This is a genomic window from Clostridium sp. BL-8 (assembly GCF_002006495.1).
In the GTDB taxonomy this organism is placed as follows: domain Bacteria; phylum Bacillota; class Clostridia; order Clostridiales; family Clostridiaceae; genus Clostridium.
Genome location: NZ_LZZL01000007.1, coordinates 118,711 through 138,368 on the forward strand (window position 1 = coordinate 118,711; position 19,658 = coordinate 138,368).

Below are 19,658 nucleotides of genomic sequence, written 5' to 3' on the forward strand. Positions count from 1 at the left end.
ATGGATATTAAAGGATCACCAGTTGTTACAGAAATGAAAGTTATTCCTGTGGCAGGATATGATAGTATGTCAATGACCTTGAGTGGAGCGCATGCTCCATTTTTTACAAGAAATCTTGTAATCGTAACTGATAATGCAGGTCACACTGGAATTGGAGAAATCCATGGTGGAGATTATACCTGTGCTGCATTAGAAAGTTGTATACCACTAGTTGTTGGCAAGGAAGTAGGAGCATATCGTTCGATTTTGAACAATATTCACAAAGTAGCAAGTGGTGCTCCAAGAGCTGAAGGTGATGATGGAGAGGGAATTCAAACCCTAGATATTAGCAAGCTAAAGTTTGTTGTTAAGTCTGAATGGGCAATTGAATGTGCACTATTAGATTTACTTGGTCAGTATCTTGGTCTGCCTATGTGTGAATTATTAGGTGAAGGAAAACAGAGAGATAAAATTGAAACGTTAGGTTATCTTTTTTATGTATCTGATAAAGAAAAAGCAAAAAAACTCTCCTATTTAGATGAGAGTAGTAGTACAGATCCTTGGTTTAAAATGCGTCGCACTGAAATGCTTACAGCTGATAAAATTGTGGAACAGGCTCTAGCACTACAAGAAAAATATGGATTTAAAAATTTCAAGTTAAAAGGCGGCGTTTTAGAGGGTGAGAAAGAAATGGATGCAATCAGAGCCTTGAAAAAGCAATTCCCAAGTGGAAGGATTAATATTGACCCAAATGGTGCATGGAGTCTTAAGGAAGCTGTACATTTATGTAAAGATATGAAGAATATCCTTACTTATGTTGAAGATCCGTGTGGACCTGAAAGTGGATACAGCAGTCGTGAGATTATGTGCGAATTTAAGAATGCAACAAACCTTCCAGTAGCAACAAATATGATTGCAACAGACTGGAGACAATTCTATCATGCAGCAGCACTTAAGTCTGTTGATATAGTGCTTGCAGACCCTCATTTTTGGGGAATGAATGGAAGTGTAAGAATGGCACAAACTTTAAATGACTGGGGTCTTACTTGGGGGTCTCATTCAAATAACCATTTTGATATTACATTAACTGTATTTGCTCATGTTGCAGCAGCAGCACCTGGCAAACCTACTGCCCTTGATACACATTGGATATGGCAGGATGGACAGAATCTATGCGAAAATACACCACAGATTAAAGATGGATATCTTGAAGTTCCTAAATTGCCAGGACTTGGTGTTAAATTAAACATGGAAAAGGTAATGGCAGCAAATGAACTTTATAACAAGATGGGCAATCATGACAGAGATGATGCTATGGCTATGCAGTATTTAATTTCAGATTGGAAGTTTGATTCGAAAAGACCAGCTTTAGTAAGATGATTTTATTTACTAAATTAAAGAGATATATGTTAATGAAGAATTTTTATAATTAAAAAGAATAAAAACAATATATAAGTTCTGATTAATAATGTACAACTTATGCTGTCTAAGGTGTCATAAGGAAAATTAACAATGAAATTCCTTTGAAACTTTTTATAGAATCAATTTATAAATTAGAATATAGGATTGTAATTAGAACTTATATATAAGAAAAAATTATTTTTCACATTAAATTATATTAAGTAAAAATGTTTCAAGTAATGGGGGAGGGGGGGATACTTCTTGAAAACGATTTTGAAACACTTTGTTAAATTTATAACAATATAGGGGGAAAGAAAAATGACATATACAGCTTTTATAGGTTTTGCGATGATGATAATAATTACGTATCTTTTATTAAAAAAGAAAGTTAGTACATTAATAGCTTTTGGTGTTATACCTATTATTGGAGCAATTTTAATAGGTTCATCTTTAAATGATATAGCAAAGTACATTTCTAAAGGTTTAGACTTAACACTTTCGCTTACAATGATAATGTTATTTTCATTGCCATATTTTAAACTAATGGATGATACCGGTCTTTTTAACACAATAGTTAAATGGCTTTTAAAGCATACAAAATTACATCCTATAACTCTTGCAATCATATCAGTTATAATTCCAACAATAATAGAAATAGATGGGTCAGTTATTTCAGCATATGTAATCACTATACCACTATTAATTCCATTATATAAAAAGTTAAAAATGGATCCTAAGGTATTGCTGTTCTTATGTTCAGCAGGAATGTGTTTTGATTATATTATACCATGGAATGCAAGAACTTTAAGAGGGGCAAGCCTATTAAAATCTATAGAGAATGCACCAAACTTTATTTTTGTAAAATTAATTCCAATACAAATTGCTTACCTTTTAATTCTTATAATACTTGCAGTAATTTTAGCAAAAATTCAAATGAAGAATGGAGCAGGACTTGCAGATGGCAAATTAGATAATGGAGAATTAGAAGAAGCGTTTAAAGAAACTGAACTGTCACGTCCTAAAATGTTTTGGCCGAATCTTATATTAACAATATTAGTGGTAGTTGGATTGATAGTAGTAAAAGTTCCAAATTACTTTATGTTTGCTTTAGGTCTAGTAATAGCAATTTCAATAAACTATCGTGATTTAAAATTGCAAAATAAATTATTAAGTAAATATGCAGCAGAATTATATCCAACTGCTCCAGCTGTATTATTATCAGGTGTAGTTGTTGGTGTTTTACAAGAAAGTGGAATGATGGACCAAATGGTTAATGTGCTAGTTAACTTTATTCCTAATGGACTTGGAACTTGGGTCTACATAATAATTGCGCTTATAGGTGCACCACTTATGTTTATATTTACAAACGACACTTGGTATTATGCTTTAATCCCAATTGTTGCAGGAATATGCGCTAAATTTGGAGTATCAACTGAATTTGTTGTACTTGCGTTAATGATGAACATCGGAGCTATGGTTTCACCAGTTGCACAGCCACAGATTTATTTAGCTTGTGATTTAGCAGATCATACTGAACTTGCAGATTATGTAAAATTTTCATTTCCATTATTCTGGATATTGACTATTATATGGGTAGTATTAGGGATGGTATTTCGTATTTTCATATAAGAAGCATATATAATAAAATTGATATTTTAGACTTGTTGTAAAATGAAAATAATAAAATTTATAAATTAAAACTTATAAATCATTTAAGTTCTGGTAAGAAGGTTAAGGTAATGGCAAGAATAACATTTTTGGCACTGACAGATGACATGATAAAACAAGCAAAGAAAATAATTAAAAATACTGATACAGATGTAGAAACTAAGATAGTATCTCCTGAAAATGCTTTAACTGAAGCAAGAAATTCAGTTCAGGAAGGCACAAATGTTATAATTGCTAGAGGGAGTATAGCAACGTCAATCAGTGAGAAAATAAATACTCCAGTTGTTGAAATAGTACTTACAGGCCAGGAAATAGGTCAACTAGTTTATAAAGCTAAAGAAATTCTACAAAAGAAGTATCCAGTAATAGCAATTGTTGGTACTAGTAATATGTTTGGGCCAACAAAAGTATTTGATGAAATGCTTAACGTTACTATAAAAGAATATTTTGTAAAGTATAGAGAGGAACTTGAAATAGCAGTTGAAAAAGCAGTAAAAGATAATGTTGATTTTATAATTGGTGGGGAGCTTGTAAATGCATATGCTAATAAGCATAAAATTCCAACATTATTTTTAAAATCTACAGAGGATTCGATAAGAGAAGCTTTTAGAATAGCAGAAAAAGTTGTGTATACAAGTGAATTAGAAAAGAAAAACACTGCAGAATTTAAGACTATATTGGATTATTCTTTTGATGGAATAATTAAACTTAATGATAAAGGTATAATTGTATTAGTGAATTATCTTACAGAAAGAATATTGAAAAAGGGGTCAGAAGAAATTATAGGGAAGCATATAACAGAAGTAATTGATGCAATTAGCAAAGATCTAATAGAAAAGGTGTTAAAGGATGGAAAAGAGATATATTCAACTTTGCTACAAAATGAAAGTTTAGCTTTAGCAGCTAATCTCGCTCCTATTATGATTGATAAGAAAATAGATGGGGTAATAATATCATTACAAGAATTTAAAAAGATAGAAAAATTGGAATCACAAATTCGAAAAGAATTATATGCTAAAGGATATATTGCAAAAAGTAATTTTGAACATATAATTGGAAATTCTTCTAAGATAGACGAGTTAAAAACTCTTGCAAAATTATATGCAAAATATGATTCACCAATTTTAATTATGGGTGAAATTGGAACTGGAAAGAAAATGTTTGCACAATGTATTCATAATGAAAGTTTAAGAAAGATTAATCCATTTGTAGCTGTAGATTGTACATCTATGTTATCGGAGCAGCTTGAGAATAAACTATATGGATACTTAGAGAATAACTATGTACATTCTTCAACAATAATAAAAAAAGGAATGTTTGATATAGCACATACTGGGACAATTGTATTAAATGAAATATCAGAATTAGATAAGTATGGACAATCAAACCTTCTTAGAGCTTTAAAGGAAGATTGTATTGTACGAAGAGGTGACGATAAAGTGTTACCAATAGATGTACGGATAATATGTACATCAACTAAGAATCTCGCTGAATTAGTTAGAGAAGGTAAATTTAATGCAGAATTGTATTACATGCTTAATGTTTTGAGATTAAATATAACTCCTTTAAGAGAGCGCAAAGAAGATATTATAACTTTACTTGATAATTTCATAAGAGAATATAATATTATTTATAAAAAGTATGCGATTTTTACAGAAGGGGCAAAGGCAGTAATTAATTCTTATCCATGGTATGGGAATGTGACTCAATTAAAAAAATTCTATGAAAGATTAATAATATTATCTCAGCAAAAAGTAATAAATGAAGATTTTGTGAATGCTAATTTAGAGTTTTATACTAATAATTTATATAAAAACGATGGTAGGGTAGCTAATGAAGAAAAGAGAGTAGTTGTATATGGAAATTATGAGGCTGCAAAAATATTAGAACTTTTAGAAAAATACAATGGCAAACGGCAAAAAGTAGCAGAAGAATTAAACATAAGCACTACTACATTGTGGCGTAAAATAAAAAAGTATAACATTGAAAATACATTCAATTTTTAATAATAGCTAGCAAAACTGTTGAAAAATTCTGAACAAAGTAAAACAATAACTCATGAGCAAGTTATGGCTGCACAGGAGATTGTAGAAATACTAGATGGGGTGAAAGTGGTTAATCAGAAACTATTAAAGTTAGCAAGTAATTTTAAAAGAAATATAGTACACTGATATATACTTAAATAAATTCAGCAGTATTTAAAATTTAAATACTGCTGAATTTATTACAGCAAGAATTCTTATTATTTTGTAGAGTTAAAATATTTTTTGATTATTTTATCATACAAGGTTTTTATTTTATATAATAGTTGATTTACATTCAATGTTGTATTCTTTAATTTTTTCCAAAGCGTAGTACGGTTTATCCCAAGAAGAGATGAAGCTTTGGTTTTGTTATAATTACTTTCTTTAGAAATGTTAATAAGCTTGTCGCCAGCGCTTGTGATTACAGCAGCATATGATAGCTTAAGAACTGAAGGAGAAAAATATGCTATCATGATGGCACAAGCCGGTGTAGAAGTAAAGGTTAAGAGATTTTTAAATAGTAAACATGGATTTGTTGTAAATTGTCAGCAAAAATTTGAAGAAGGTCAAAATTTGATTATAAGAACTCTTAAAGAAGGATTTTATAACATATAAGTTTAGAGTGTTTTTATAAGCGAGGATGAGAGATACTTTGGATTATTTTTTATTAAAGTAACTCGTTGTGTTAACAGATAAACTTTCATTATAAAGTAATAACTCGCTTTATCCCAATTTGGAAAGGAAGGTTTTTATGAAGGAAAATATAAATACTAAATTAACTAATCCAAGAGATTTACTTATTCAAGGTTGTGAGAGGCCATGGGAAGCATCAGTAGAACCCTTTAAAGTTGCACCACATGCATATTATGTAGGGAATAGCTGGGTAGGAGCATATTTAATTGAAACAAGTGAAGGACTAATACTTATAGATACAACTATGCATAATCAGGTATATCTTGTACTAGAAAGTATAAGAAAACTTGGATTCGATCCTAAGGATATAAAAATAATTTTATTAAGCCACGCCCATTATGATCATTGTGGAGGATTGCGTCCGATTAAAGAATATACTGGAGCAAAACTATATATGGGCAAAGAAGATGAGTATTTCTTAACAGAAAGACAAGATTTAATCTACACAGAAGGGTACCCTTTTGGAAGCTTTAAACCAGATGAATATTATGATGATAATAAATCAATTACACTTGGAGATATTACAATTAATACTCTTCATACACCAGGACATACACCAGGAACTACATCATTCTTTTTTGAGGTCAAAGATGATGATGGCAAAGTATATCACTGTGGAATGCATGGTGGAATAGGATTAAATACATTAGATGATGAAACTATTCAAAGTAATGATTGGCCTATTTCCATGAGAGAAGACTTTTTAAATGGTCTTTTAAAGGTGAGAGATATGAAAATTGATATTACCCTTGGTTCACATCCAAATCAAACTAATATGCTGGCTCAAATAGATAAAATTACTGATACCTTCAACCCATTTTATGATGAAACCGTATGGGGAAAATTTATAGATAGAAGAATTGAAATGATAAAGAAGATAATTGAAACATCTAAATTAAACAATTAGAAAAATACATTTAATATGGCTTACCTTAACAGATAATAAATGTTAGGTCAATTGAAATGATTAGGTTTTTAATACTCTTCAAAAGAACTATCTTATTAAAATTGAAGATAATAAATATAAGAACAGACAAATTCATCTTAATTCAGTGAATGCTTGAGTTTATGGCGGATCCAAAGAACGACTAAGGCATATGAAAATAGTAAAAGAAATGTTAATATGGGGCATTGTTCTGTTAGCGCTGAAATAATGAGATAAATATGTTAATTTTGAATCAATATTAGTTATGTAAGATGCACAAAAAAAGAAATAAAAAAAGCATATTATTTATATGCAGTGCACATTGTTTGCTAAAATTATTTTAAGTATAATTAACTTGTGTAAAAGTTATCAATGAAGATATTGATAGGTAAATAATTTGGTGTTTTCTAAGAATACGATGATTTATTTAGATAATATATTCAACAAAATATTAGAAAAGAGTTTTCGACATTTTATCATTATAATATGGCAGGAGGTGAATTATGAAAATAGTTATAGCGCCAGATTCGTTTAAAGGGAGTTTAACAGCTCTTGAAGTAGCTAATGCTATAGAAGATGGATTAAGAAAATATGATAGAGACTTTGTTATTGAAAAAGTACCGATGGCAGATGGTGGAGAAGGAACAGTTGAGTCTTTAGTATCTCTTACAAATGGAGAAATAGTAAATGTTACAGTAAAAGATCCACTTATGAGAAATGTAAAAGGATTTTATGGTTTGTTAGGTGATAAGAAAACAGCTGTAATAGAGATGGCAGCTGCATCTGGATTACCGTTATTAAATGAAAATGAAAAAAATCCACTTATTACATCTACATTTGGAACTGGACAGCTAATTGTAGATGCATTAGATAAAGGCTGTAAAAATTTCATAATTGGAATAGGTGGAAGTGCTACAAATGACGGTGGAACTGGAATGTTAAAAGCGCTAGGAGTTAAATTTTTAAACAAGGATAATAAGGAGATTAAAGATGGTGCAATTGAATTAAATCACTTGCATACAATTGATATGTCACAATTTGATAAAAGAATCTATGAATGCGATATAAAGGTTGCTTGCGATGTTGAAAATCCACTTTGTGGTGAGAATGGAGCATCATTTGTATTCGGTGCACAAAAAGGTGCCGATGAGGACATGATGAGAGTTTTAGATGATAATTTATGCCACTATGGAAAAGTATTGGAAGATAATTTCAATATGGAAGTTATTAACGTTCCTGGAGCTGGAGCGGCAGGAGGCATGGGGGCTGCACTTGTGGCAGTGCTTAAAGCTAAATTAGAACGTGGGATAGATATTATCATCAGAGAAAGCAGACTTGGTGAAAAATTAAAAGACGCAGATTTAGTCTTTACAGGTGAAGGAAGAATAGATTTTCAAACTAAGTTTGGAAAAACACCTTTTGGTGTAGCAAGTGAAGCAAATAAAAATAATATTCCGGTAATTGCTATTGCTGGTTCAATAGGTGAAGGAACTGATACATTGTATGAAGTTGGCTTTGATGGAATATTTAGCACTATGGACAAACCAATGACATTAGATGATGCAATTAAGAATGCTTCAGAACTTGTAAAAGAAGCAGCCTACAGAATAATAAATTTATATATGGTTCATGAAAGAAAATAAATAAAAGATGGGAGTAATTAGTATGTTTAAACCTAATGGAATTATCCCTGCTTTAGTAACACCTTTAGATGAGCAAGGGAATTTAATGGAAGGTGCATTGAAAAATGTCATCGATTATACTTTAGAAGCTGGTGTTCATGGAGTATTTGTCTTAGGAAGTACAGGAGAAATATATGGATTATCAGATAAACAAAAGCAAAGAGTTATTGAAGTGACAGTTGAACACGTAAACGGAAGAGTACCAGTTTATGCTGGAGCTGGTGAAATAACAACAAGTAATACTATAAAAACTGCACAAATGGTAGAAAAGGTTGGAGGAGTTTCTGCTCTTTCAGTAATAACTCCATATTTTATTTCACCAACTCAAGAAGAATTAGTAGAGCATTATACGTCTGTTGCAAATTCAGTAAAAATGCCAGTAATTTTATATGGATGTGATGGTAGAGCTCATAACTCAATAATGCCAGAAACTGCTTTAAAATTATCAGCAGTAGAAAATATAATAGGTATAAAAGATAGTAGTGGAAGTTCTGAAAGAATGGATAAATATTTAGAACTTACAAAAGATAGAGAAGACTTCTCAGTATTATGTGGTATAGATACATTTATTTATCATGGTTTATGTAATGGAACTAAAGGAGCTATTGCTTCAAGTGCAAATGTTGCGCCTAAGATATCTGTAGGAATTTATAATGCAGTTATGAAAGGTGACCACGAAGAAGCTAAAGCATTGCAAAATAAATTACAACCATTAAGAGATGCTTATGCACTAGGAACTTTTCCAGGAGTTATAAAAGAAGCACTCAGAATGGTTGGAATTGATGCTGGAGTTGCATTAAAACCAGTAGGACCAATGAGCAGCGAAAACCGTGAAAAATTAGCTCAAGTTCTAAAAGAATTAGAAGTTTACAATATAAAATAATTTATAAAAATTAAATAAATAACATTATAGATTAAAATAAATACAATTAAGGAGTGATTTTAAAATGAAAATAGGATTTATAGGACTTGGAATAATGGGAAAGCCTATGGCAAAAAATTTAGCAAAGGCTGGTTATCAATTGGTTGTTAATGATTATAACAAAGCTGCCACAGAAGAGTTAGCTGCACTTGGAGCAGAAGTATGTTCAAGTAATAAGGAAATAGCAGAAAAAGTAGATGTAGTAATAACAATGTTACCTAACTCACCACATGTTAAAGAAGTAGCACTTGGAGAAGGTGGATTAATTGAAGGTGCACACACTGGATTAACATTAATAGATATGAGTTCAATTGCACCACTTGCATCAAGAGAAATTGCTGAAAAACTAGCTGAAAAAGGTGTTGAAATGTTAGATGCTCCAGTAAGTGGAGGAGAACCAAAAGCTATAGATGGAACAATTTCTGTTATGGTTGGAGGAAAGCAAGAATTATTTGATAAATATTTTGATATATTAGATGCAATGGCTGGTTCAGTAGTAAGAGTTGGAGAAATTGGCGCTGGTAATATAGCAAAACTTTGTAATCAAACTATAGTAGCTATAAATATAGCAGCTGTATCAGAAGCTTTAGTATTAGCTCAAAAAGCTGGAGTTAGTCCAGAACTTGTTTACAATGCAATCAGAGGAGGTCTTGCTGGAAGTACAGTTTTAGATGCAAAAGCACCTTTAATTATGGATAGAAAATTCGATCCAGGATTCAGAATCAATCTTCATATAAAGGATTTAAATAACGTATTAGAAACTTCTCATGGAGTAGGAGTTCCATTACCATTAACAACTGCTGTACGTGAAATGATGGAATTCTTAAAAGTTGATGGACATGAAATGGAAGACCACTCAAGCTTAGTAAAATACTATGAAAAATTAGCGAACACTGAAGTTCATAGATAATAAATATTTAATACAGAATTAAATAATATTAAAGACTCAAACAAATACCTTAATTACCTTGACTAATGCAAAATAGTAATACTAGAATTCCTATCTCTAAAAATTCAGTATTACTATTCAATTTAATAAAAATTATAAGTGCTAAAAAAGATATGTATACTACAATTTTAATTATAAAACTATGCTGCTGAGTAATTATTTTTTAGCTGATTATAGTTCTAAACAATTAATCTTATCAGTATCAAAAACTACTAAAATTTTCATTAATAATTAAAAAACTAAAATTATTATTATAAAATAATAAAAAGAGATGGAGTGAACAAAATGGCTACACCAAAAATTGTAAAAATGGAAGCTTATCAAGTTGCAGGACATGATAGCATGTTATTAAATTTAAGCGGAGCACATGGAGCATATTTCACTAGAAATATTGTTATATTAACAGATGACAGTGGAAATGAAGGTGTTGGAGAAGTTCCAGGTGGAGAAAAAATATATAAAGTATTAAAAGATTCAGAAAAATTTGTTGTAGGATCATCAATTGGTGATTATAGAAATACTTTAAAGAAAATAAGAAACGAATTTAATGATGATTCAGACGTGAGAGGACTGCAAACGTTTGATTTAAGAACAACTATTCATGTAGTTACAGCTATAGAAACTGCTTTACTTGATTTGTTAGGAAAGTACTTAGAGGTTCCAGTTTGTGCATTACTAGGGGATGGTAAGCAAAGAGATAAAGTAAAAATGTTAGGATATCTTTTCTATGTTGCAGATAGAAAAAAGACAACTTTACCTTATGTAAGTGAAGAAGATTCTTCTGAAGAATGGTATAGAGTTCGTCGTGAAGAAGCTATGACACCAGAAGGTATTGTAAAATTAGCTGAAGCTTCACAAGCAAAATATGGATTCACTGATTTTAAATTAAAAGGCGGGGTATTAGAAGGAAAAGAAGAAATTAAAGCAATAAAAGCTTTAAAAGAACGTTTCCCAAATGCTAGAATTACTCTTGATCCAAATGGAGCATGGTCATTAAAAGAAGCAATCAGTCTTTGTAAAGATATGCATGGAATTTTAACTTATTGTGAAGATCCATGTGGAGCTGAAAAAGGATATTCAGGTCGTGAAATTATGGCTGAATTTAAAAAAGCAACAGGACTTCCAACAGCTACTAATATGATTAATACTGATTGGAGAGAAATGGGACATTCTGTAGTATTAAATTCAGTAGATATTCCACTTGCAGATTGTCATTTCTGGACTATGGAAGGAACTGTACGTGTAGCTCAATTATGTAATGAATGGGGATTAACTTGGGGATCACACTCAAATAATCATTTCGACATATCTTTAGCTATGATTACGCACACAGCTGCAGCAGCTCCAGGAAATATAACAGCAATTGATACTCACTGGATTTGGCAAGAAGGATATGATAGATTAACGAAAGAACCATTACAAATTAAAGATGGGTATGTAGAGGTACCTAAGAAGCCAGGTCTTGGAGTTGAAATTGATAGAGAACAAATCATGAAAGCACATCAATTATATATTGATAAGAACCTTGGAAGTAGAGATGATTCAGAAGGAATGCAATTCTTAATTCCAGGTTGGAAATTTGATAACAAGCGTCCTTCATTAGTTAGATAGTTATAGAATAATCAGATATACTTAAATACTAAATATTAGCCATAAATAATAAATAGTTTATTTTATCTAAGAATTATCATAGATGAGAAATAAATTGTATGAAATAATTAACCAATAATAGGAACATGAAGTTATTATAAAAAATAAATTCATGTTTTTATTATATAAAAAATTGATTGAGGGTGAAATCATGAAAGGAAATAATATACTTGTATTATTTCCTATAGATGAAAGACAAAGAAAAATTATAGAATGTGTATCAACAAATTCAAGTTATGTATATAAATCTAAAGAAGATGTTGATAAAGAAACCGTTGAGCAGGCAGAAATAATAATTGGAAATCTTCCGCCAGAAATGCTCGTTAACTCTAATAATTTAAAATGGCTGCAATTAAATAATGCTGGAAGTGCTGATATATTTAGTAGAGGATAATCATTTATTAGGAGCAGGTTTAGATGCAGTTGATCCAGAACCACTTCCTGCAGAGCGTAGAATATGGGATGTAGAAAATATAATAATTACACCACATATCTCAGGAGGATATCATCTTCTAGAAACTTTAGAAAAAATTGTTGAAATAAGTGCAGAAAGTGCAGAAAATTTGAGAAGCTATACTAGCGATAAAAAAATTATGAATATTGTTGACTTCAATACAGGATATAGAATTTTGAGTAACAGGTAACTGTGAATTATCTGTATGTGGCTATATAATAGGAAAGTTATTTTTTTAGAGGTTATTTTAAGCGTTGCCTATCCCAATTAATATTATTGAAAGGATAAGTTTAAATGAAAGATAATGAAATATTAGAGATTAGAGAGTTTGTTGAAAAGAGAAAAGTGATTTTAGGAGATGGAACAAAAGTATCAGCCCTTGGACAAGGAACATGGTTTATGGGAGAAAATCCAGGAAAGAGAGACAATGAAATAAAAGCCTTAAAGCTAGGGGTAGAGCTTGGAATGAATTTAATTGATACTGCTGAAATGTATGGAGATGGATTATCAGAGGAACTTATAAGCAATGTAATAAATGGATGTAGAAAAGATGTTTTTTTAGTTTCAAAAGTATATCCTCATAATGCAGGAAGAAATTCAATTGTAAAAGCTTGTGAAGATAGCTTAAAAAGATTGAAAACTGATTACTTGGATCTATATTTACTTCACTGGAGAGGAAGGATACCCTTAGAAGAAACTATAGAAGGAATGGAGCTTTTAAAAAAGCAAGGAAAAATTTTAAGATGGGGAGTATCTAATTTAGATACTGATGATATGGAAGAATTATATCATAAGCCAAATGGAGAGAATTGCACTGTGAATGAGGTATTATATCACATAGGATCAAGAGGAATAGAATTTGATTTATTGCCATGGCAAAGAAATAATAATATTCCAACCGTAGCATATTGTCCATTAGCTCAAGGTGGATCATTAGAAAGAAATATATTGAGAAATGATTTATTAAATGAAATCGCAAAAGAGCATAATGCTAAGTCACTTCAAATAGCTCTTGCTTGGACAATACGTGAAAATGACATCATATCAATTCCAAAAGCTTCAACTATGGAGCATGTTGTTGAAAATGCTAAGGCGGCATCAATCATTTTATCTCAGAGAGATATTGAGAGGTTAGATAAGGTGTTTAAAAAGCCAAGCAGAAAAGCGCCATTAGATATAGTATAAGAATTAAATTACTCACGATAAAAAATATGTTTAAGTTAAAGAACTGTATAATGAAAGGATGAGATAAAATGTTGTTATTAGATGATGCTAATAGATGTTTAATGTGTAAAAATGCTAAATGTAAAGAGAATTGTCCAATTAATACTCCGATTCCAGAAATAATATCTTTGTATAAAGAAGGCAGATTTGAAGAAGCAGGCAATATTTTATTTGACAATAATCCACTTTCGGTTGTATGTGCAATAGTTTGCCCACATGAGAATCAGTGTGCAGGTAATTGTATAAGAGGAATAAAAGGTGAACCAGTTAAGTTTTATGAAATTGAAAGAGAAATATCAGAAGCTTATTTAAATTCAAGAAAATTTAAGAATCTTCCGAAGGACAAAGATAGAATTGCAATTATAGGCGGTGGTCCGGCTGGATTAACAATTGCATTTGTGTTAGCTAAAAGAGGGTATAAGATAACTATATTTGATTCTCATGATAGAATTGGTGGAGTACTTAGATATGGAATTCCAGAATACAGATTACCTAAGCATTTGATTGACAAATTAGAAGATAAGCTTATTGAACTTGGAGTTAAGATTAGGCCTAATACTTTAATAGGACCAGTTATGAGTATAGACAGACTATTTGAGGAAGATTACAAGGCTATATTTATTGGAACTGGTGTATGGAATCCAAGAACTCTAAATATCAAGGGAGAAACTTTAGGAAATGCCCATTTTGCAATTGATTATTTAAAATCTCCAGAAACTTTTAGATTAGGTGAGAAAGTCGCAATAATAGGGGCTGGTAATGTTGCTATGGATGCAGCAAGAACTGCTAAAAGAAACGGAGCTTATGAAGTTACAATTGTTTATAGAGGTGACTTTGATAGTATGAGTGCAACTAAAAAAGAAATAGAAGAAGCTAAAGAGGACGGTATTCTATTTAGATTACATAGATCACCAATTGAAATTATAGAGGACGGCCTAAAATTAGCTAATAATGAAGTAGAAGGCGAAGAAGAGTTATTTAAATGTGATTCTGTTATCATTGCAATAAGCCAAACGCCAAAGACTAATATAGTTTCAAATACAACTAAGCTTGAGACTAATAAATTTGGACTTATTATTGCAGATGAAAAGGGCAATACTACAAGACCAGGAGTTTTTAGTTCTGGAGATGTAGTCACAGGAGCTAAAACTGTAGTTGCGGCGGTGGTACATGCTAAAGTAGTTGCAGAAGCCATGGATAGGTATTGTAATTTACTAAAAGAAAAAAATAATTTATACTCATAATATATGTACATTTTCAATTTGTTTAATAACATAAATTTATGAAAATTGGTGCTGCTTTATTATATTTAGAAAAATATATATTGTTAATTTTTCAATAAAGGAATAAAATTATTAAATAGAGGTAAAATGGTGCTTTAGGATAAAAATTGATTGAAGGTGAAATTTATGAATGTTAGTAACATACTTGTATTATTACCTATAAATGAAAAGCAAAAAATGTTAATTGAAAGTGCAGTGCCTAATGCTAAGTATACATATGAAACATATGATACTGTGAATAAAAAGATAGTTCAAAGTGCTGATATAATAATTGGAAATCCACCTGCAGAAATGCTTAGTGATTCAACAAACTTGAAGTGGTTACAGTTAAATAGCGCTGGAAGTGATGCTTATATAAAGAAAGGAGTATTAAATAAGGGAGTAGTGCTTACAAATGCAACAGGTGCATATGGGTTAGCAATATCTGAACATATGATAGGAGTACTTCTTCAAATATTTAAGAAACTTCATGTCTATAGAAATAATCAGAAATTACATCTTTGGAAGGATGAAGGTGAAGTTAAATCAATCTATGGTTCTAGAGTTTTGATAATTGGACTTGGAAATATTGGAGAAGAATTTGCAAAAAGAGTAAAAGCATTTGGAGCTTATACCATAGGGGTAAGAAGATCAAACAGTAGAAAACCAGATTGTATTGATGAATTATATTTAATGGATAAAATAGATGAACTGCTTCCAAAGGTAGATGTTGTTGCATTATCACTTCCTTCCACTAAAGAGACCTATAAGATGTTTTCTATGGAAAGATTAAAGTGCATGAAAAAAGGAGCTGTTCTATTAAATGTAGGAAGAGGAAATGTATTGGACACAGAGGCTCTATGCGATTTGGTAGAAAGTGGACATATTTTAGGAGCAGGGTTGGACGTAACTGATCCAGAACCACTTCCTAAAGATCATAGAATATGGGACATAGAAAATATAGTAATTACTCCGCATATCTCTGGTGGATATCATATTCCAGAAACATTGGACAAGATAGTTAAAATTAGTGCAAAAAATTTAAGAAGTTTTATTAATGGAGAAAAGCTTATGAATGTTGTTGATTTTTCAACAGGTTATAGAACTTCAAATAAATAAAAAATTTAATATAGGTAATGTAAATTAAGAAGTGTCTGAAAAGGTACTTCTTAATTTTTTTACTATATATCCTTCTAATCAGGCGCTTGGACATAACTTACAATTGTAATTTCTCATAATTATGCTAAAATGGAAAATGGAAAGAAAGGGGATGTATTATGCAGATTAAAAGGAAATTTATTATGCTTGCAATTTTTATTGCTATGATAATAAGTTTATTTCCAGGAATGGAAGCAAAGGCAGATAGCAGTGATGTTAACATAATATCAAAGAGTCAAGTTACTGCTGATCAAGCTAAAAGTTGGGCAAAATCAAGAGGAGCAACAGATACATTTGTTAGTTTAGCAGAGTTGTATTTTAAATATTATTCGGATCATGGAAATGTAAATCCGGCAATTGCTTATGCACAAGCGGCAAAGGAAACCAATTTTGGTAATTTTGGTGGCGTGCTGGATGAAAGTTTTCATAATCCTTGTGGGTTAAAGATAGCAGCCGGTGGGTCTGACACAGATAAGGATGCTCATATAAGATTTGATAATTGGGATCAAGGCGTACAAGCTCACTTGGATCACCTAGCACTATATGCAGGAGCAGATGGATATCCAAGAGATAATACATATGACCAAAGACAATTCAGAACAATTAAAGGAGTCGCACCCACTGTAGAATCATTAGATGGAAAGTGGGCTCCAAGTGTTACATATGGCGATGAAATTAATTCATTATATCAAGAGATGATTTTACATTCAGGAGCTAGTACAGTTACCGGCTGGACAAAATCAAATGGAAGTTGGTATTATTACAACCAAGACCATAAGATGGCAACAGGTTGGATCAAACCTGATAATAATTGGTATTATTTATATGGTGATGGAACAATGGCAACTGGCTGGATTAAATCAGGAGAAGCATGGTATTACTTAAAAAGTAGTGGAGCTATGGCAGCAGGAAGCTGGATTACATATAATGGCAGTGCATATTATTTGGACCAATCAGGTAAAATGCTTACTAATACTAAAATAAATGGCTTTAATATTGGAGCAGACGGCAGAAGAGAAGGCGGTAATGGCCAAATAATAGCAATAGATGCAGGTCATGATTATGGCAGTGATGGTGGAGCAGTATATACAATAAATGGCGTAACTTATAAAGAAGTAGATCTTAATATTCAAATTGCAGCTAAGTTAAAAGATGAACTTGAAAAAAAAGGTTACACTGTAGTTATGACAAGAGATGAAGGTGAGACGCCAAATTATGGTTCGTTAAGTTCAAGCCTTGCGCATAGAGTTGATACAGCTAATAATACTAATGCAAATTTATTTATAAGTATACATCATAATGCTGTTGACGGTATACCGACAGCAGAGGGCGTTGAAACCTACTATAGTGTACATCCTAAAGATGCAGCATATGGAGGTGACTTAGACTCTGATAAAATAGAGAAATCTAAGGAAATTGCTCAAGCAATAAATGATAAGATTGCAAATGAAATTGGAGCAAATAATAGAGGTATTAAAAGTGATGCTAATGCGGCAGTAGGAAGTTTATTTGTTCTTAGAAATACTAAGATGCCAGGGATATTAATTGAAGTTGGATTTATTTCAAATGCAGAAGAGGCAGCAAGATGTGCAGATCCTAATAGTCAGCAAAAAATAGCAGAAGCGATTGCAGAAGGTGTTTCAGAAAACTTACATTAGACACGTCAAATAAAACAGTAGTTAGTTTTTTATATAGAAAATCTAACTATTGTTTTTTTGTTTAAGATTTTGAATATGTGGTATATACTATAACTAGTATGAATTTAAAGAAAAAAAGTTATTTTTGAAGATTAATAGTTGTTATTTTTGTAAAAAAGGTTTCAAATTATATTCTTATTATTAAGTGAAGGGTAATGCAAGTATGGATATTAAACAAAAAGTTTTTTATGCTTTAAAGAAATATTATGGTTTTGACAGCCTAAGAAAAGGCCAATTTGAAATCATAAATAGCATTTTGAGTGGTAAGGATACTTTTTGTCTTATGCCAACCGGAGGCGGGAAATCTATTTGTTATCAAATACCGGCAATAATTATGCAGGGTGTAACTATAGTAATATCTCCTTTGATTTCACTTATGAAAGATCAGGTGGATAATCTGCTTGGGGTTGGAATAAAGGCAGCATATATAAACAGTACTCAAAATATGGATACAATAAAAAATATATTAATTGAAGCATCAATGGGAGAATATAAAATACTTTATATTTCACCAGAAAGGCTTGAATCTAAAATTTTCCGAGATATGATTAAAGACCTTCATATTTGCCAGATTTCAATAGATGAAGCACATTGCGTATCTCAGTGGGGACATGATTTTAGAAAGAGTTATTTAGAAATTTCACGATTTTATAGCAGTCTTAAAAATAAACCTGTGATTTCAGCTTTTACTGCAACTGCAACTGAGGAAGTAAGAGAAGATTCCGTAAAGCTCTTAGGATTAAATAATCCATATGTATATAAGGGCGATATTAATAGAGAAAATCTTAATATAAGTGTACTTAAAGAAATAGATAAACTGGAAACATTAAAGGATATAATACGAGAAAAAGAGGGAGAAGCAGGAATAGTCTATTGCGCATCAAGAAAGGAAGTAGACAGTTTATATTATTATTTAAAAGATTTAGGATATAATGTGGGTAAATATCATGGTGGTCTTAAGGATGAAGAAAAAGAAAGATTTCAAGAAGAATTTTTATATGAAAATATAGATATAATAATTGCAACTAATGCCTTTGGTATGGGGATTGATAAGTCAAATATTAGATTTGTAATACACTTTACTCTTCCTCAAAATATAGAATCTTATTATCAGGAAATAGGCAGAGGAGGTAGAGATGGAGAAAGGTGTGAATGCTATTTATTTTATTGTGAGGCAGATATAAGCAGGGTAGAATACATAATAAACCAAAGCTCTTTAATAAGTAGAAGGGAGATTCAACTTAAAAAATTCCAATCTTTAATTGATTATTGTATTTTTAAAGAGTGTTATAGAAAGTATATATTAAATTATTTTGGAAATGAGCGTAAACTGAATTATTGCAATAATTGCGGCAATTGCTTAAATAATGATGAATTAAAAGACTTTACAAGAGAGAGCCAGATGATACTGGCAACAGTTTTTAGAACTAAAGAAAGATATGGAATATCAGTGCTTATAGATATTCTAAAAGGATTTAAGGGACCAAAGATAGTTCAAAATAATCTTGATAAAATAACTACATATGGATTAATGAAGGAATATGACAGCACATTTATAAAGGATTTAATTAAGAGTCTTCTAAATGAAGGTTTTGTTGATTTAAAAGAAGGTACATATTCAATGCTTAAGTTAAATGCTAGATCAATGAAACTATTAAAAAGTCAAGAAACGGTGGTATTTAAAATTCTAGATAAAAAGGAACCTCTTTTAAATAAACAACTTTTCGAAGCTTTAAAGAAGTGGAGAAAAGACAAAGCTTATAGAGAGCGCATAAAACCATATATAATATTTTCTGATACAAGCTTAGTTGCAATATCAAATAGTAAACCTCAAAATTTTGATGAATTATTAGAAATTAGAGGAGTTGGTGTTAAGAAAATTGAAGCTTATGGGAAGGAAATATTAAATATAATACAGGCATTCGGAGAGGAAGAAATGACAAAATAAGGCACATGAAAATAAATAACAG

General features: G+C 31.0%; 16 protein-coding genes. All 16 read left to right on the plus strand.

Translation table 11 applies throughout. The annotated features are described in order from the left end of the window. The 16 genes from CLOBL_RS03360 to recQ all read left to right on the plus strand — a co-directional run bounded on the left by CLOBL_RS03360 (position 1) and on the right by recQ (position 19,636). Positions 1–1,359 carry an enolase C-terminal domain-like protein gene (locus tag CLOBL_RS03360; protein WP_077857723.1) on the plus strand — a complete coding sequence of 453 codons (1,359 nt, stop codon included), beginning with the start codon at positions 1–3 and terminating at the stop codon, positions 1,357–1,359. Positions 1,360–1,698: 339 nt separating this feature from the next. Next, positions 1,699–3,009: an SLC13 family permease gene (locus tag CLOBL_RS03365; protein WP_077857724.1), complete on the plus strand. Its 1,311-nt coding sequence runs from the start codon at positions 1,699–1,701 to the stop codon at positions 3,007–3,009. A gap of 110 nt (positions 3,010–3,119) precedes the next feature. Continuing rightward, positions 3,120–5,054, plus strand: a complete 1,935-nt coding sequence (locus CLOBL_RS03370; protein WP_077857725.1) for a sigma 54-interacting transcriptional regulator — start codon at positions 3,120–3,122, stop codon at positions 5,052–5,054. Positions 5,055–5,474: 420 nt separating this feature from the next. Continuing rightward, a complete protein-coding gene (locus tag CLOBL_RS03380; protein WP_242953778.1) occupies positions 5,475–5,687 on the plus strand; it encodes an alpha/beta hydrolase fold domain-containing protein in 213 nt (70 codons plus the stop codon). Positions 5,688–5,823: 136 nt separating this feature from the next. After that, a complete protein-coding gene (bla, locus tag CLOBL_RS03385) occupies positions 5,824–6,672 on the plus strand; it encodes a metallo-beta-lactamase (protein WP_077857728.1) in 849 nt (282 codons plus the stop codon). A 521-nt stretch (positions 6,673–7,193) separates the two neighbouring features. Next, positions 7,194–8,333: a glycerate kinase gene (locus CLOBL_RS03390; protein WP_077857729.1), complete on the plus strand. Its 1,140-nt coding sequence runs from the start codon at positions 7,194–7,196 to the stop codon at positions 8,331–8,333. A 22-nt stretch (positions 8,334–8,355) separates the two neighbouring features. Then, positions 8,356–9,255: a 4-hydroxy-tetrahydrodipicolinate synthase gene (gene dapA / locus CLOBL_RS03395; protein WP_077857730.1), complete on the plus strand. Its 900-nt coding sequence runs from the start codon at positions 8,356–8,358 to the stop codon at positions 9,253–9,255. A 64-nt stretch (positions 9,256–9,319) separates the two neighbouring features. Next, entirely contained in the window at positions 9,320–10,204 is an 885-nt protein-coding gene (gene garR, locus CLOBL_RS03400) for a 2-hydroxy-3-oxopropionate reductase (RefSeq protein ID WP_077857731.1), read from the plus strand. Between the two features lie 324 nt (positions 10,205–10,528). Then, entirely contained in the window at positions 10,529–11,854 is a 1,326-nt protein-coding gene (locus CLOBL_RS03405; protein WP_077857732.1) for an enolase C-terminal domain-like protein, read from the plus strand. 190 nt (positions 11,855–12,044) lie between these two features. After that, on the plus strand, positions 12,045–12,287 hold the full coding sequence (locus CLOBL_RS28435) for a hypothetical protein (protein ID WP_242953779.1): 243 nt from the start codon (positions 12,045–12,047) through the stop codon (positions 12,285–12,287). Beyond that, complete coding sequence (locus CLOBL_RS28440) at positions 12,253–12,537, plus strand: NAD(P)-dependent oxidoreductase (protein ID WP_242953780.1); 285 nt, start codon at positions 12,253–12,255, stop codon at positions 12,535–12,537. The genes CLOBL_RS28435 and CLOBL_RS28440 overlap by 35 nt, the downstream gene beginning before the upstream one ends. Positions 12,538–12,641: 104 nt before the next feature. Then, positions 12,642–13,532 (plus strand): aldo/keto reductase, encoded by an 891-nt coding sequence (locus tag CLOBL_RS03415; RefSeq protein ID WP_077857733.1) that lies wholly within the window; start codon positions 12,642–12,644, stop codon positions 13,530–13,532. Positions 13,533–13,600: 68 nt separating this feature from the next. Continuing rightward, positions 13,601–14,815 (plus strand): NAD(P)-dependent oxidoreductase, encoded by a 1,215-nt coding sequence (locus CLOBL_RS03420; protein WP_077857734.1) that lies wholly within the window; start codon positions 13,601–13,603, stop codon positions 14,813–14,815. Positions 14,816–14,980: 165 nt separating this feature from the next. Beyond that, positions 14,981–15,952, plus strand: a complete 972-nt coding sequence (locus CLOBL_RS03425; protein WP_077857735.1) for a D-2-hydroxyacid dehydrogenase — start codon at positions 14,981–14,983, stop codon at positions 15,950–15,952. A gap of 158 nt (positions 15,953–16,110) precedes the next feature. After that, complete coding sequence (locus CLOBL_RS03430; RefSeq protein ID WP_077857736.1) at positions 16,111–17,649, plus strand: N-acetylmuramoyl-L-alanine amidase; 1,539 nt, start codon at positions 16,111–16,113, stop codon at positions 17,647–17,649. Between the two features lie 202 nt (positions 17,650–17,851). Further along, positions 17,852–19,636, plus strand: a complete 1,785-nt coding sequence (recQ, locus tag CLOBL_RS03435; protein ID WP_077857737.1) for a DNA helicase RecQ — start codon at positions 17,852–17,854, stop codon at positions 19,634–19,636. Positions 19,637–19,658 lie beyond the last annotated feature (22 nt).